Here is a 14,225-nt window from a genome sequence, read left to right on the forward strand (position 1 = left end):
GCCGAAGCATGGGCGCCTTGAAACCGTTGAGCGAGCCTTCTTCGGACCGTCTCTCGGTCAGCGCTGATGTGAAACCATATTTTTAAAATTGTCTAGTGTAAAACTCACTTTTCATTTCTTGAGTGACTCGCGACCAGCCGTGAGCGTCGGCCGCAGCGAGGGTTACGTGCAACGGTTTCAAGGTTGTCGCACCGCGGAGTGCGGGTGATCGTCAGGATCCGGTGTAGGCGATCTCGATCAATGCTTGGCTATTGACAGAGACCAGCCGGCCGTTTTCGACGAGACTGTTCGGCTCCACCAGCGTTCGGCCGAGCAGCCGGCCGTCCTGGCGCACCTCTGCGCCGAGATAGACGATCGCGCAGACATGTCGGCCCGTGGCTAGGGCAGCATCGCTGGTGATGATTCGGAGCGCCGCGAGATTGTCGTCAACCTCGACCATGTCTCGCGGGCCCGCGACCACGGGTGTTCCCGCGGCTACAGTCAGCCTGCCCTCCACCTGCGGCGCCGCGCCCATCGTGTCGAGCGCGATGTCCGCGGCCAAAGCGGCGACGCTCGCTGCAGGCCGGATGGCGTTGAGGAGCACGGCAACCGACGCGTTGCCGGGCCCTTTGCGCCGGGCTGCTGCGACATCTGGCCGGCGCGCCACGCGCTCGGTGTCGGCGGCAAAGATGCCGCCACTCGCCGCCACCGCGATCAGTCCAACATCGCCCGAGGGATGTGCGGCCAGTACATGGCGAACCGCCTGCTCCGGCGTTGCCCCCCTAGCCATCGCATTCAGGGATGCTTCATTGTAAGGCGGGCCGTCAGTGGTGCGTCCGTTGGGCAGTCGGTGCCCGGTGACGATACCCACGCCCGGCTTGGCAGCGATAAATTCGGAAAGCGGACAAACCCGGTCAGGTCCGCTGGAGATCAGGCCGGCGATGGGGGCTGCCGCAACCTCGGTCGGTGGCTCGACCCCCGTCATCTCTCCGGCCGTAAACAGGGTTGTGCTGCCGCCACGCTGTGTTTCAGCACGCAGCAACTTGCCGTCGCGCGTCAGAACGGCAATGGCTGCGAAGCCGCGGATCGAGCCGGCTGCGACCTGCTCCGTGGCCTGAAGCGCCCGGAAGATGGCAAGTCCCGCGTCAGGCCCGGTAGCCGCAATTCCGATGGTCATGAGCTTTGCCCGCTCATGTCATGCCCCGCCCGCACGCGCTCACTCAGGGATCTCGCTTCCGAATCGAGCAGCCGTATCCAACTCGTCCAGCTCATCATGTAATTCTTCGATCCGCCTTAAACGGGCGTACCCGTTCCGCATTCCTTGGCGGAAAAGGCTGATACACAGCATGTTGAGGACACTCAGCACCGCGACATAGGAATCAAAGAGGGATATGCCGCGCACCTCGCAGGCGATGGTCCATGTCGCCAGACGTCTGCTTCGATTGGCGGACGGATCGGCAATAAAGAGGATCTTGGCTCCCGCTCTGGCCGCGAGTTCCAGAATCTTCGAGACAATCACGACGCGCCGACGCAGCCCAATGACCACGAACATGTCATCGGCGGAGAGATCCGCCAGGTCCTCGCCCAGAGTCTGCCCGCCCGTCGGCAGCAACGTCACATTCTCTCGGATCAGCAGCAGCTGGCGAAACAGGTAGAGGGCGAAGATATGGCTGTTGCGGAATCCGACAACAAACACGCGGCGTGCCTTCGCAATCGCCTCTACGGCTTCGTGCAGGACTTCGGGATCAAGCGACTCCAGGGTTGCTGTCAGGATCGCGGTGTCCTGCTGGAGCTGCTCGCCGATGATCTCGCTTCGCGCTTCCGATTTCTGCGCGCGGCTCGCGAGATAAACCGGAGATCCCCACCGGCGCGCGTCTCGGACATGCTGGCGCACTTCGTTGAAGTCCTTGTAGCCGAGCCGCTGGAACAGCCGCGTGGCCGCCGCCTTCGACGTCCCCGCCATCTCGGCGAGCTCTGTCGCTGAATAGGTCGCGATGTCGCCCGGAAATCCCAGCAGCAGGTCCCCCAGCCGTTTCTCTGCGGGAGGAAGATCGTCGTAATGCTCTTGGAGCCTCGCTTCGAGGCCCGGTCCGTCGCCAGTGCCCATACTCTGCGAACTATCCTCCAGGGTTTCCATGGTCGACACCTGCTTTAGCACTTTGCGGGGGCGCTGGGTGGGTTCAAAACGATCATTTCATGAATTGACAAAATGAAAAAGTGGTTTCAGTGTTTACCCGCTTGATCATATCGGTCGTGCTCAAGCCCGCCGGGCGTGACTTCGACCATCTCGCGCGGGGAACTGCGAGCCATGCTTCTTTCATCACAATATGCGCTTGAGCATATCGCCAATCCAAGCGCCCGACCATCAGCGCCATTTGACGAGCGATGCCGCCGCATCGTTAACAATACGCGGTTCGAGGAGGCGTGGCGGGAGATCGTCAGTTGGCCCGGTTACGCGCCAACGCCACTGCGGCCGCTGACCGGTCTTGCCGCGGCGTCAGCGATCGAGGGAATCTGGTACAAGGATGAGGCTGGCCGGTTCGGCCTCGGCAGTTTCAAGGCACTCGGCGGCGCCTACGCCGTCCTCCGACTTCTGGCGCGTGAGACTGGAAGCAGCGCCAATGCTGAGCTGACCGCACAGAATCTTATTCACGGTGACGCGAGGAGCCGCGCCGCGGCCATCACGGTGACCTGCGCCACCGACGGAAATCACGGACGATCGGTCGCCTGGGGGGCCCAGCAATTTGGCTGCCGCTGCGTGATCTACATCCACGCGACGGTCAGTGAGGCGCGCCGGCAGGCAATCGCGCAGTACGGCGCCGAGGTGGTCCGGGTGGCGGGCACCTACGACGATGCCATTCGCCGGGCGGCAGCCGACGCCCGGGCCAACGGCTGGTTTGTCGTTTCGGATACATCCTATTCTGGTTACATGGACGTACCCCGCGACGTTATGCAGGGGTACACGGTCATGGCTGCGGAGGCCCTGTCGCAACTCCCGCCTGGCGAATCCTTTACTCACGTCTTTCTCCAGGGAGGAGTCGGTGGATTGGCGGCGGCGGTCTGCGGCCATCTCTGGGAAAGCCTGGGGCCGAATCGGCCGCGCATTGTGGTGGTGGAGCCGGAGAAGGCCGCTTGTCTGTTTGAGAGTGCGCGCAAGGGAGTTCCCACCTCCGTAGGGGGCGATCTGGATACCATCATGGCCGGACTCGCTTGCGGGGAAGTCTCACTGCTTGCCTGGGAAATCCTCCGGGACGGCGCGGATGATTTCCTGACCATACCCGACGAGGCGGCTGCGGACTGTATGCGGCTGCTGGCCAAGGGTGTAGGTGATGACTCTCCAATCGTCGCGGGCGAGTCCGCGGTGGCAGGCCTCGCTGGCCTCCTGCTCGCTCGCAGCCGACCGGACATGGCCCGGCGCCTTCATCTGGAATCCGACAGCCGTGTACTCCTGATCGGCAGCGAGGGAGCAACGGATGCCGAAGTCTATACGCGGATTGTCGGACGATCTCCCGAAGCGGCTGCAAGAGGCGCACAGTGAAGCACCATCTCACGATCAACCTTCCTCGTCTGCTCGGCCGACTCGAAGCTCTGGCAGAAGTCGGGGCCATTCCTGGCGGCGGAGTCTGTCGTTTGGCTCTCACGGACGAGGACAAGGCTGGGCGCGACATGGTCTCTGGCTGGATGCGCGCATTCGGCCTCAAGATCACGGTGGACGCGATCGGCAATGTGATCGGACTGCGGCCCGGCCGCAAGGAGGGACCGCCCGTCATGACCGGATCGCATATCGACACGGTACGGACGGGCGGCCGCTACGACGGAAACCTCGGTGTTCTGGCGGGCCTGGAGGCGATCGAAACCATTGCGGACGCCGGGCTGACCACCCGTCGACCATTAGCCGTTGCATTCTTCACCAATGAGGAAGGGGCGCGGTTTGCGCCCGATATGATGGGCAGCTTCGTCTTCCAGGGCGGACTGCCGCTGGAGGAGGCGCTGGCAACGACCGGAATCGACGGAACGACTGTCGCGGAGAATTTGCGCCGCATCGGCTACGCCGGCGAGGCGCCCTGCGGTAGAAGCGTTCACAGCTTTGTCGAGCTGCATGTCGAGCAGGGGCCGGTGCTCGAGACGGAGGGAATGACCATCGGCGCAGTGGAAAGCGTGCAGGGTATTTCCTGGGTCGAGCTCACGATCTCGGGCACATCGAATCACGCTGGCACCACGCCCTTGCGTCTCCGTCACGACGCGGGGTTTGCGGCCGGCGCTATCATCCATTTTCTGCGCGATCTCGCGCGGGAGATGGGCGGCAATCAGGTTGCCACCGTCGGGGCTGTCGAGTTCGGCCCCAACCTGATCAATGTAATTCCCGGACACGCAAAGCTGACGGTGGACCTGCGCAATACGGACGAGGCGCAGCTGCAGAGAGCCGAAGAGCGGCTGTTCGCCTTTCTTGATCAACTTGCCAGTAGCGAAGGCGTGACGATCGAGCACCGGCGCCTCGCCCGGTTTGAACCAGTGCTCTTCGCACCGGAGATGGTGGCGCGGGTCGAGCGCATCGCGGGCGACCTGGGCCATGCGGTGCGCCGCATGCCGAGCGGAGCGGGGCATGACGCTCAGATGCTCGCGCGCATTTGCCCGGCGGGCATGATCTTCGTGCCCAGTGTCGGGGGGCTCAGCCACAACGTGAAAGAATACACGGCGCCTGCAGACATCGAGGCAGGTGCAAACGTCCTGCTGCGCATGCTGCTCGAGCTGGCTGAATGATGTTGATGAAGAGAGGAGTTGGCAGAGATATGGCGCGGGTCATCACCGTCGGGGCGGCTCAGCTTGGCCCGGTTGCCCGGCACGAGGCCCGGAGCCAAGTGATCGCGCGGATGACCAATCTGATGCGGCAGGCCAAGATCAGAGGCTGCGATCTCGTCGTTTTTCCGGAGCTCGCGCTCACCACCTTCTTTCCGCGCTGGTACATGACGGATCAAGCGGAGATCGACACGTTCTTCGAGCGCCGCATACCGGGCCCGGACACGGAGCCCTTGTTCGAAGCCGCGGCTGAACTCCGAATCGCCTTCTACATCGGCTATGCCGAGCTTGAGGAGAACGAGGGGCATTCTCGCCGCTTCAACAGCGCGCTCTTGGTGGATAGAACAGGCTGCGTCATCGGCAAGTACCGAAAGATCCATCTGCCGGGGCATCGTGAACACGAGCCGTGGCGAGCCTTTCAGCATCTCGAGAAGCGCTACTTCGAACCCGGCAATCTGGGCTTCGGCGTATGGCGCGCGCTCGGTGGGAATGTTGGGATGGCGCTCTGCAATGATCGTCGCTGGCCAGAGACCTATCGTGTCATGGGCCTACAGGATGTCGAATTGCTTCTCATCGGCTACAACACCCCGGTCCACTATCCACCGGTGCCGAGCCACGATCATCTTCAAGGCTTTCACAATCATCTTGTAATGCAGGCGGGTGCCTATCAGAACGGAACATGGGTGGTTGGAGTGGCGAAGGCAGGCCGTGAGGAGGGCTGCGATCTTCTGGGGCAGAGTTGCATCATTGCGCCGACCGGCGAGATCGTCGCCATGTGCGCCACCCTTGAGGATGAGCTGATCGTGGCCGACTGTGATCTGGACCGATGCCGCGAGATCAAGGAAAACGTCTTCAATTTCTCGATGCACCGGGAACCCGAGCAGTACCGGCTGATTGTCGAAAGAAGGGGGGCTGCTTCACCAACGTCATGACCTTCACGGAACTTCATGGATTCGTGCTTCCTGTATGTTGGTTCAGTCTTTTCTGCACGGCTCGGCTATCCGACGGCAGTGCCCTGGAGGTATCCCGATCTCGCCTCGACGGTGGGCCGCCTGGTCCAGAAGCGCGCGGACTGTTGTCGTTTTTGGAAGTTGCCGCCAATCATATTACGCACCCAGGGCGTACTCGCTTCTTGCGCCGCGGCATCAGACCGCTCAAGTTTATAGCCAATATTTTAAGATTGATTGTATCCAGCAACGGAGTCTTACGCACGGCTCTGATCGTTCCTGCTATTTACGGGTCAGCTCCGCAGTGCGTCACGTTTCGCGCGTGTGGCGACGGCGAGAGGCCGGAAGCGGGAGACAGAATTGACGGCAGCCTGGGCTTTGCGGCCGGTGTCGCCTCCAGAGCGGACGTCAGAAGAGGAGCACCGTCGGCGTAGCCGGCCGGGCAATCGCAAATGGAAACGCCCGCCTCCGATGTCTCGGGGCGGGCGTTTGTGTCTGATGTCAGATGTCGTTGGTTGCGGGGGCCTGCAACCACCGACGGTTAACAGTTACTTGAAGTGACTGCTAGAGGAGCGCTTCGGCCAGAGAATGAGAGAAGATGAACGAGTTAGGCGCGACGGCTCAAAGGGCGACCCGCGCCCGATGCTGGCACGGTCCCTGCCCTCCCCGACAACATCTTTTCTGCGAGGGCTGAAGGCCCGGAGATCTCCGAGTTCAGCCTCTAAGCGGACATCGGATCTTGATCACTACCATGTCGCGGCCGAGACGGCGCAGCAGTGGCAGCAAGCCACCGCGGCAGCCTGAGCGGGATCTCACGCACGGCGACGTGCGGCCCCGCTCAGTTTCCCGTGACAACGCCCCTTGGCCCACCCCTTGACTGGGCACAGCAGGTGCGGGAGGAACCTTCCGAGGCGGCTTATAATGCATCCGCCAAGCGCGGCCGTTCGGTCGCAGCCCCGGATACGCCCTGATCCTCGTAGATCGTCTCGCAACCGGCCGCGCTCAGGGGGTGCCGTTGTTGATGCAGGTTCTGTTCATCGGCCGAAACGCGCATAGCCGATTTTCATGGCCAAAAATTTGCCTGACGTTTTTTCGCGATGCCGAGATCTTTTGGGATCAGGGGCTTAGAAAACTGTGGAGAGCCGCGCGAAAAGATTCGGTTTCGCGTGATCTACATGGAGTGCCGGCTGTCAGAGTCGCTTAATGGGCACTATGCCTGAGGCCCTGATCCCCGCGCCTTCTCGGCCGCCACGGCACAATGTGGGGCAACGTCCGAGAGAATGCCGTTGATCGTCGATATTCCGGTCCAGTAGCCGAAGGCGTGGGAGGCCACCCAGGCCGGGTTGTTGCCGGCGCGGTCCAGGATGCCGGGCGTCGCCTCCGAAAAAGAGGATACAGCCTCGGCTGCGCGACCTGGGTTGACAGGCTCGTCTCGGCGTACTGTTCAGCGACACGGGCCTGCACAGGCTCTATGGGGAAGGAAGAATGAGATCAGGGCTGCGATGATGTTTTACAAAGGATACGGCCCCCTCACCCTATTTGGTTGACCACTTGATCTGGAACTCAATCTCTTCTTCGCCTTCGCCTCTTTCATGTTCGATATTGTAGGTGGCACGAACAGGCACCGATATTCTTTCACCTGCAATCTGAATTTCGAAGCGCTGGCCATTCTCCAACGCATCCGCAAGGCGTCGGAGTTTCTCAATGAATTCCGGGAGGGGATAGTCCTTCTCGATATCTCTGTCGGGCTTCTGTGTCATTCGTCCTCTCTCAGTTAGCTTTCCGCTTCCGGCATATTGATGTCAAAAGTCGGAGATTCCACCTAGGAATGGCTTCGTTTTCTTCTGTCTGGGCTGGTAGCGCTGATCGTGACCGTACTGGTGTTGCGGCTGGTGCGTGGGAACTGCTGGCGCTGTGCGCGGCGTTGAAGTTGGCAGCTGGGCCGTAAGTGCCGTCGAGTTTTCAATGGTTTTGTCCAATTCGCCGCGATCCAGCCATACGCCGCGAAATTCAGGGCAATAATCGATCTCGATACCCCGGCGATCGGTCGTGAACAGATCAGAACGTCGATTGGGCATTTCACAAAGTCGACTCCGTTCGAAAAGACCGTGGCCGGCCGGGGATGGTATGCATGGTTGGAAGTTATTATTCAGTCCGCAGCGTTCAAGCAAACCGCCAGCTTCTAACCGAAGCTCGGCTGTCAGCACGAGATAGCCTGTATAGGCGATAGAGGCGGCGCATGTGACGATGAGCGCGGGAGTGAGTGTCTGCCCCGAAAAGAGTTAAGTGATTTCAGCTGGTTGTGATTCCGTCGTTGTGTCCAGCGACGATGGAGGCACAGCATGTGTACTGAAACCGCTCGGCCGAAATATGCCTGGGAGGAGTTGCGCCGTTCACGCGACATGACCGCGATGCCGAATGGGCGATCATCGAACCGTTGCTGCCGGGCGGGATGCGCCTTGGGCGCCCGCGCACGACCGTATTACGCGAGTCGTGACTGCGCCGCTGTACATGACGCGCGCCGGCCGCGTGCAGCCGGGCGATACGAGAAACTGAGCGCTGGCCGCGACGGCCCCGTCCATCTGCTTCGCCGTGCGAATCGTCCCGGCGCCGGTCACAATCCCTTCAACCTCCCCCGCGATCCGGCGGATCGCTTCGAAGGACGCCGCCGTCCGAAGGGTGATCTCAATGACGTTCAGCCCGCCGGCCGCGAGCGCCCGAGCCAGCGGGACAGCGATCTCAATCTCTTCGACGGTCAGGATCGGGATCACCGGAACGTCGAGAGCGCGGACGAAATCAGAAGAAGCTGCTGTCAGGTCACCATCGCAGCCTCGCTACTGACGCCTTGGCTTGTCTTCGACAGAACCGCTCGCCATCAAACCCGCCCAAGAGCTTTCATGGTTTCCTCCAGGCTCTTCCCCGAAAGGATCATGCGCGCGGCCTCCTGATCGCGCTCTTCCACGATCACGGCTTCGCGGAGGATCTCCAGCTCCTGCCCCTGCGGAATGACCACGACACCGTTCGAATCGCCGAAGACGAAGTCGCCGGGGTGCACCACGATGCCGCCGCACATCAGCGGCACCCCGATCTCGCCGAGCGTGAGGATCCCCGCCTGCCCGGCTGGCACGGAGCCGGTGCAAAAGCACGGCTGCTTGAGCTCCAGGATCTCGAGCGGATCGCGCACTGGCCCATCGGCGACCACGCCACCGAGCCCGTTCCGGCTGCCGCAGGCGGCGAGCAAGCCTCCCCACAGCGCCGCCTCATGATCCAGGTGGCCGTTGAACACCAGTACCGTTCCCGCAGGCGCTCCCTCGACGGCCTCGATCATCGCCGCGTTGGAGCGGCCACCGCTCCGCGGCGCCGTCGCGATCGGCCGTCGCTCAATGGTCAGGGCGGGCCCCGCCATCTTCGACTTCGGGTCGAGCGGCCGGACCCGCTGCTTCATGAAGAGCTTCAGGCCGCGCCTCATCAGAATGTCGCACACCGACGAGGTGGTGCTGCGCGCGACGAGATCGCGCAGCTCTGTCGAGATATCCATGAGAGCCTCCAACCATTCAGTCGACCGGCACGGCGCCGGCTGCGATCCGCTGCTTCATCACCTCGATGATGCCGCCCGCGTCGATGATGTTCTTGACGAGTTCACTGTAGGGTTCGATCGCCATCTCCGTGCCACGATCGAGGTTCCGTAGCCGCCACGCCTCGAGGTTGATCTCGAGCCTCTCGCCCTCATCGACAAAGGCGTCGATGCCGGGCACCTGAAAGGCATGGAACCCGATCGCCACAGAGTTGCGAAAGAACAGCCGCGCGATCGATTCCGCGACCACCGCGGAGAAGCCAAGGCTGACCAGGACCTTGTTCGCCGGCTCCCGGTGCGATCCCAGCCCGAAATTACGCCCCGCCACGAGGATGTCGCCGGGCTTCACGAGCTCGTGGAAGTTCGGACGGACAGCCCGGAACGCATTCTCCAGCACCTGTCGCTGCTCGGCCGCATCGCCCAGGCCGAACGAGATCGTGTCGGCCGGCGCGATAATGTCGGTATCGATGTTGTCGCCGAACTTCCAGACTCGCCCTGTCAGGATGCTTTTCTTGCTCATCACTGCACAACTCCCCGCGGATCCTCGATGACACCGGCGAGCGCCGAGACCGCGACGGTGGTCGGGCTCGCCAGATAGACCTGCGCCTCACTACTTCCCATCCGGCCACGGTGATTGCGGGTGGTCGAGGTGAGGCAGACTTCGCCGTCGGCCAGACGGCCCTGCATGCCGAGGCAGACATGGCAGCCCGGCGAGAGAACCTGCACGCCGGCGTCGAGCAGCACGTCGAACAGGCCGCGACTCGCACATTCGCGCCAGATGGCCCAGGACGCCGGCTGCACGAGGAAGCGGGTCCGCGGATGCACCTTGCGGCCCCGGACGACGCGCGCGACCGTCTCAATATCTTCCACATGGCCGTTGGCGCAGGAGCCGACCACAGCCTGGTCGATCCGCGTTCCGACGACGCTCGACACCGGCACGACGTTCTCGAAGGTGTGCGGCTTGGCCACCTGCGGCTCGAGCGTGCTGAGGTCGATCCGCACTTCCTGGCAATAGGTCGCGTCCGAGTCAGCCGCGACCGCCACCGCGCCGTCCAGCTGGTCTCGCAGCGCTTTCCGCTTGTCCAGGAACGCCGCTGCCTTGTCGTCGTAGTCGAACAGGCCGAACTTGCCGCCGAGCTCGACGGCATGGGCGGACAATGCGAAGCGCTGCTCGATCGACATGGCCGCGGCGCCGGCACCGGTGAACTCGATCGACTTGTAGAGCGCGAAGGCGGTGCCGTATCGGCCGCCCAGCCACAGCGCGACGTCCTTGCTGCCGATGGCCGGATTGGCTTGCCCGTCGAGCACGACCTTGATTGTCTCGGGCACCTTGAACCACAAGGTGCCGAACACCAGCGCGAAGGCGAGCTCATGCTCGCCCATGCCGGTACCAGCGCAGTTGAGCGCTCCCCAGGCGCAACTGTGCGAATCGCTGCCGAGCGCGAGTTCACCCGGCAAGACGTAATCCTCCATAACGATCCGGTGCAGAACGCCCGGTAGCGTGTCGCGGAAGTGACGGAGCTGATAGCGGTCGGCGAGCTCGCGCATCTTCACGGCACGAAGCGCCTGGACTTCGTCAATCGCGGGCTGGAAATGCTCGAGCACCACATGGAAGCGGTCGCGGTCGAAGATCCGCGGCAGTCCGCCCTCGATACCGTTGTTCACGGCAGCGGTGTGAATCCGGTAGAACTCCTCGTGCGCAATGATCCGATCGAGCCGGGCGTCGATGAACTGGCCGGGCGTGACGCGCGGCTGACCCGACGCGCGCGCCATGATCTTCTCGATAACCGTCATTCCCATATCTGCGTTTCCTTTGGGGAGAGTTGAACCTGTTCAGGAGCGTCGCGGCTGGACCGCCGCCGATTTTGATTCAGGTGGAACCCCAGCAGGACCGCGCCGAGGACCAGCCCCAGCACGCTAAGCAGCACCGCTGGATGCATCAGCAGAATGGCAGCGGCAAAATAACCGCCGCGCTCGATCCATCCGACCGGCCCGCGGTAGTATCCGATCATCGAAACTGCCAGCGCCGCGACGCCGATGAGTGCCGTTACAGCTGCCAAAACTGTGTCGAGAAACGGCGCTTGGCCGATGAACAGGGCGCTGTCCTCGGCGAAGAGAAAAGGAATGATGAAGGCCGACAGGCCGAGCTTCGTCGCGACCAGCGCGGTGCGCATTGGCGAGGCTCCGGCAATCCCGGCAGCGGCGTAGGCGGCGATGGCGACCGGCGGGGTGATCGAGGAGAGGCTCGCGAAGAACAGCACGAACATGTGCGCCGCCAGGCGATCGATGCCGATGGTGGTCAGCATTGGCGCGGCGAAGGCCGCGGCCACGGCATAGGCGGCCGGCGTCGGCAACCCCATGCCGAGTATGATGCAGAGCACCATCACGAAGAGCATCAGCATGGGGGCGTTCTGTCCCGCCAGCTCGACGAGTCCGTAGCTCAGCTGCAGGCTTGCTCCCGTCAGCGAGAGAATGCCGACGATGATTCCGGCTGTTGCGCAGGCGAGCACGACAGTGATCGCGGCCCTGCAAAAGTCGAGCACGATGGTCGCGAGCGTGCCCCGGCTGCACAGGGTCCGCCATCGGGGCAGACCGACGAGCACCGCCGCGACGCAGCCCCAGAAGGCAGCCTTCGTCGGCGAGTACATCGCGAACAGCAGCCAGGCGAGGACGACGATCGGCAGAAGAAGATAGGATTTTCGTAGGACCTCCTGGACGCTCGCGCGGGCCGTCTCGCCCCAGGCGGTCAGCAGGTTGAGTCGCCGCGACTCCAGATCCACCTCGATGAAGACGCAGACAAAGTAAAGCGCCGCCGGAATGATGGCCGCGAGCGCGATCGTGGCATAGGGAATACCGGTGACCTCGGCCATAAGGAAGGCGGCGACGCCCATCACCGGAGGCATGATCTGTCCGCCGGTCGAGGACACTGCTTCGACGCCCGCGGCAAAGGTCCGCGAAAATCCCGCCCGGCGCATGAGCGGGATCGTCGTCGTGCCGGTGGTGACGACATTGGCCGTCGAGCTTCCGGAGATCGTTCCCATGAACGCGCTCGACACGACCTCAATCTTGCCCGGCCCTCCGAACGCTCCGAAGCTCAGCTTGGCCGCCAGCTTCATGAACAGATCGGCGACGCCGACATGCTGCAGCAGCGCGCCGAACAGCAGGAAGGTGGCGACGAGGGTGACAGCGACGCCCAGCAGCGAGCTGAACAGCCCCTCATGCGTCAGATACTGGTTCACGACCACCCGCTGGAGGCTGAAGCCCTTATGCATGAAGGGCTCGGGCACGTAGCGGCCGAACAAGGCGTAGAGCAGCGCGATTACCGCGACGAGCGCGAGGGGCCAGCCGACGGCCCGCCGGGTCAGCTCGAGCACCGTCCCGACCGCAATGACACCGAGCACATATTCCTGCAGCGTCGGCTCGAAGTTCGACCGGTAAGCGAGTTCTTCCCAGTTGATGACCAGATAGCCGATCGACACTGTCGCGGCCGCAGCGAGCAACCCGTCGACGACCCGCAGCAGACCCGGCAACGGATTCAGCAGCAGGGCCATATAGATGATGCCGAGCAGGAAGACCCCGCGATGAACGGTCGGCTGAAGCGGAATCGTCGCGCTCGTGTAGATCGTGAAAGCGATGAGAGCGGCGCCCAGAGCAATGACGGCAGCCTGCCCATTGACGGCGATGCGCGAAACCGCGGAATGCGACGCCCCTTCGGCCATCTCGTCCTCCCCGCTACCCATCGATCCGGAAGCGCTTCAGCTGAGCTTCGTCGATCTCGACACCCAGGCCGGGCACGTCCGGAACCCGGACGCTTCCGTCGACGACGCGAATCGGCTCCCGGACGATATCGGCCCCGAGCATGCTGGCGCTGCCCGTCTGGAAATCGCCGACGAGAAGCGGCCCCGGCCAGGCTATACAGGTCTGCGCGACCGCCGCGGTGGCGACGCTGGTGCCGGGATGGTTGCCGGGGAATATCCCGATGCCGGCGGCCTGCGCGATGGCCCAGAGGCGGCGTATGCCGTGAATGCCGCCGTTCTTGCCCGTCTTGGTCTGAACGACGGCTGCGGCGCGGCGCCGCACAATCTCGACCAGCGAGTGGTCGGTATTGAGGCTCTCGTCTGCGGAGAGCGGGACTGAGACGCTTGAGGCGAGCGCGGCCATGCCGTCGAGATCCCACCCGGGAACAGGCTGCTCGATGATGTCGAGATCGAACGGCTCGAGCTTTTTGAGGAGCGGCAAGGCCTGACTGAAGGACAGGCCGCCATTCGCGTCTGCGCGCAGAACGACATCGTCGCCGAAATGCTCGCGCATGCGTCGGACATTCGTGACGTCGAGCGCTGGATCGAGACCGATCTTGATGCGCAGGTGGCGATAGCCGGCGGCAAAGGCGGCCTTGCCCTGCTCCACCATCGCATCCGGCGCGGTGATGCTGAGGGCGAGACCGACCGGCACCGTGTCGCGGCACCGGCCCCCGAGCAGCTGGTAGACCGGCACGCCGAGCGCCTTGCCCATCAGGTCGTAAAGCGCATCGCCAATCGCCGCTTGCGCGTAGAGGCTGTGATCGGCTGCGGCGGCGAGCCGTTGCATGATCGCCCCAACGTCGAAGGGTGAGCGTCCGACGAGAATCGGCTTGAAGATTTGCGTGATCGTGGCGTGCAAGCCCGTCAGGGTCTCGAAGCTCCCCTGGCGCCGCCAAGCCTGAGTCTCTCCGATCCCGACCAAGCCGGCGTCGGTATGGAGGCGCACCAGGAGCACCTCGACGGAGTCGCGCATGCTCTCGTGAGGCGCCGCGAAGGTGAACGGCTGCGCGAACGGAATCCGCAGCGGAACGACGTCCACGTCACGGATCGCGATCTTCGGGTCTGGAAACGTCATCCTGGATCTCCGGCGTGCGGCAAAGTCACCCGGCCGCCATTGGCGGCCGGGTG

General features: G+C 63.2%; 14 protein-coding genes and 1 pseudogene. 4 read left to right on the forward strand and 11 right to left on the reverse strand.

From position 1 onward, the window contains the following. Positions 1 to 211: 211 nt before the first annotated feature. Together DT069_RS22630 and DT069_RS22635 are read right to left on the reverse strand one after the other, a co-directional pair. Positions 212 to 1,156, reverse strand: a complete 945-nt coding sequence (locus tag DT069_RS22630; protein WP_119462617.1) for a DUF6963 family protein — start codon at positions 1,154 to 1,156, stop codon at positions 212 to 214. Positions 1,157 to 1,195: 39 nt separating this feature from the next. Continuing rightward, a complete protein-coding gene (locus tag DT069_RS22635) occupies positions 1,196 to 2,116 on the reverse strand; it encodes a MurR/RpiR family transcriptional regulator (protein WP_119462618.1) in 921 nt (306 codons plus the stop codon). 135 nt (positions 2,117 to 2,251) lie between these two features. Between DT069_RS22635 and DT069_RS22640 the strand changes: the two genes are divergently transcribed. From DT069_RS22640 to DT069_RS22650, 3 genes are read left to right on the forward strand one after another with little or no spacing between them, the layout of a single operon-like run. Further along, on the forward strand, positions 2,252 to 3,517 hold the full coding sequence (locus tag DT069_RS22640) for a diaminopropionate ammonia-lyase (RefSeq protein WP_425450479.1): 1,266 nt from the start codon (positions 2,252 to 2,254) through the stop codon (positions 3,515 to 3,517). Continuing rightward, entirely contained in the window at positions 3,514 to 4,740 is a 1,227-nt protein-coding gene (locus DT069_RS22645) for a Zn-dependent hydrolase (protein ID WP_119462620.1), read from the forward strand. Before DT069_RS22640 ends, DT069_RS22645 begins: the two co-directional genes overlap by 4 nt. 29 nt (positions 4,741 to 4,769) lie before the next feature. Further along, positions 4,770 to 5,708, forward strand: a complete 939-nt coding sequence (locus DT069_RS22650) for an N-carbamoyl-D-amino-acid hydrolase (RefSeq protein ID WP_119462621.1) — start codon at positions 4,770 to 4,772, stop codon at positions 5,706 to 5,708. Positions 5,709 to 6,639: 931 nt separating this feature from the next. Here the strand turns inward: DT069_RS22650 and DT069_RS22655 are convergent. The 3 genes from DT069_RS22655 to DT069_RS22665 form a co-directional block, all read right to left on the reverse strand. Next, complete coding sequence (locus DT069_RS22655) at positions 6,640 to 6,777, reverse strand: recombinase family protein (RefSeq protein WP_425450480.1); 138 nt, start codon at positions 6,775 to 6,777, stop codon at positions 6,640 to 6,642. A gap of 481 nt (positions 6,778 to 7,258) precedes the next feature. Continuing rightward, entirely contained in the window at positions 7,259 to 7,483 is a 225-nt protein-coding gene (locus DT069_RS22660; protein WP_119462622.1) for an amphi-Trp domain-containing protein, read from the reverse strand. A 42-nt stretch (positions 7,484 to 7,525) separates the two neighbouring features. Beyond that, positions 7,526 to 7,801 (reverse strand): TFIIB-type zinc ribbon-containing protein, encoded by a 276-nt coding sequence (locus DT069_RS22665; protein WP_119462623.1) that lies wholly within the window; start codon positions 7,799 to 7,801, stop codon positions 7,526 to 7,528. Positions 7,802 to 8,065: 264 nt separating this feature from the next. Here DT069_RS22665 and DT069_RS25100 point away from each other — a divergent pair. Then, a pseudogene (locus DT069_RS25100) lies at positions 8,066 to 8,214 on the forward strand (IS5/IS1182 family transposase); the annotation flags it as partial. Here the strand turns inward: DT069_RS25100 and DT069_RS22670 are convergent. The 6 genes from DT069_RS22670 to DT069_RS22695 form a co-directional block, all read right to left on the reverse strand. Then, positions 8,150 to 8,494 carry a beta/alpha barrel domain-containing protein gene (locus tag DT069_RS22670; protein WP_425450481.1) on the reverse strand — a complete coding sequence of 115 codons (345 nt, stop codon included), beginning with the start codon at positions 8,492 to 8,494 and terminating at the stop codon, positions 8,150 to 8,152. The pseudogene DT069_RS25100 and the gene DT069_RS22670 sit on opposite strands and share 65 nt — an antisense overlap. A gap of 104 nt (positions 8,495 to 8,598) precedes the next feature. After that, positions 8,599 to 9,261, reverse strand: a complete 663-nt coding sequence (locus DT069_RS22675) for an RraA family protein (RefSeq protein ID WP_119462625.1) — start codon at positions 9,259 to 9,261, stop codon at positions 8,599 to 8,601. Positions 9,262 to 9,277: 16 nt separating this feature from the next. After that, on the reverse strand, positions 9,278 to 9,817 hold the full coding sequence (locus DT069_RS22680; protein ID WP_119462626.1) for a LeuD/DmdB family oxidoreductase small subunit: 540 nt from the start codon (positions 9,815 to 9,817) through the stop codon (positions 9,278 to 9,280). Then, positions 9,817 to 11,097, reverse strand: coding sequence for an aconitase/3-isopropylmalate dehydratase large subunit family protein (locus DT069_RS22685; protein ID WP_119462627.1), 1,281 nt, complete (start codon positions 11,095 to 11,097; stop codon positions 9,817 to 9,819). Before DT069_RS22685 ends, DT069_RS22680 begins: the two co-directional genes overlap by 1 nt. Then, complete coding sequence (locus tag DT069_RS22690; protein ID WP_162913384.1) at positions 11,088 to 13,016, reverse strand: TRAP transporter permease; 1,929 nt, start codon at positions 13,014 to 13,016, stop codon at positions 11,088 to 11,090. Before DT069_RS22690 ends, DT069_RS22685 begins: the two co-directional genes overlap by 10 nt. A gap of 13 nt (positions 13,017 to 13,029) precedes the next feature. Beyond that, positions 13,030 to 14,172: a mandelate racemase/muconate lactonizing enzyme family protein gene (locus tag DT069_RS22695; protein ID WP_119462629.1), complete on the reverse strand. Its 1,143-nt coding sequence runs from the start codon at positions 14,170 to 14,172 to the stop codon at positions 13,030 to 13,032. Positions 14,173 to 14,225: the final 53 nt, after the last annotated feature.

This window comes from Virgifigura deserti, from assembly GCA_003576685.1.
In the GTDB taxonomy this organism is placed as follows: domain Bacteria; phylum Pseudomonadota; class Alphaproteobacteria; order Dongiales; family Dongiaceae; genus Virgifigura; species Virgifigura deserti.

Bases quoted from the DNA above. Each gene is read 5' to 3' on its own strand.
- DT069_RS22630 (WP_119462617.1), bottom strand. From the start codon at position 1,156: ATGACCATCGGAATTGCGGCTACCGGGCCTGACGCGGGACTTGCCATC.
- DT069_RS22635 (WP_119462618.1), bottom strand. From the start codon at position 2,116: ATGGAAACCCTGGAGGATAGTTCGCAGAGTATGGGCACTGGCGACGGA.
- DT069_RS22650 (WP_119462621.1), top strand. From the start codon at position 4,770: ATGGCGCGGGTCATCACCGTCGGGGCGGCTCAGCTTGGCCCGGTTGCC.
- DT069_RS22655 (WP_425450480.1), bottom strand. From the start codon at position 6,777: ATGCGCGTTTCGGCCGATGAACAGAACCTGCATCAACAACGGCACCCC.
- DT069_RS22660 (WP_119462622.1), bottom strand. From the start codon at position 7,483: ATGACACAGAAGCCCGACAGAGATATCGAGAAGGACTATCCCCTCCCG.
- DT069_RS22665 (WP_119462623.1), bottom strand. From the start codon at position 7,801: ATGCCCAATCGACGTTCTGATCTGTTCACGACCGATCGCCGGGGTATC.
- DT069_RS22675 (WP_119462625.1), bottom strand. From the start codon at position 9,261: ATGGATATCTCGACAGAGCTGCGCGATCTCGTCGCGCGCAGCACCACC.
- DT069_RS22680 (WP_119462626.1), bottom strand. From the start codon at position 9,817: ATGAGCAAGAAAAGCATCCTGACAGGGCGAGTCTGGAAGTTCGGCGAC.
- DT069_RS22685 (WP_119462627.1), bottom strand. From the start codon at position 11,097: ATGGGAATGACGGTTATCGAGAAGATCATGGCGCGCGCGTCGGGTCAG.
- DT069_RS22690 (WP_162913384.1), bottom strand. From the start codon at position 13,016: ATGGCCGAAGGGGCGTCGCATTCCGCGGTTTCGCGCATCGCCGTCAAT.
- DT069_RS22695 (WP_119462629.1), bottom strand. From the start codon at position 14,172: ATGACGTTTCCAGACCCGAAGATCGCGATCCGTGACGTGGACGTCGTT.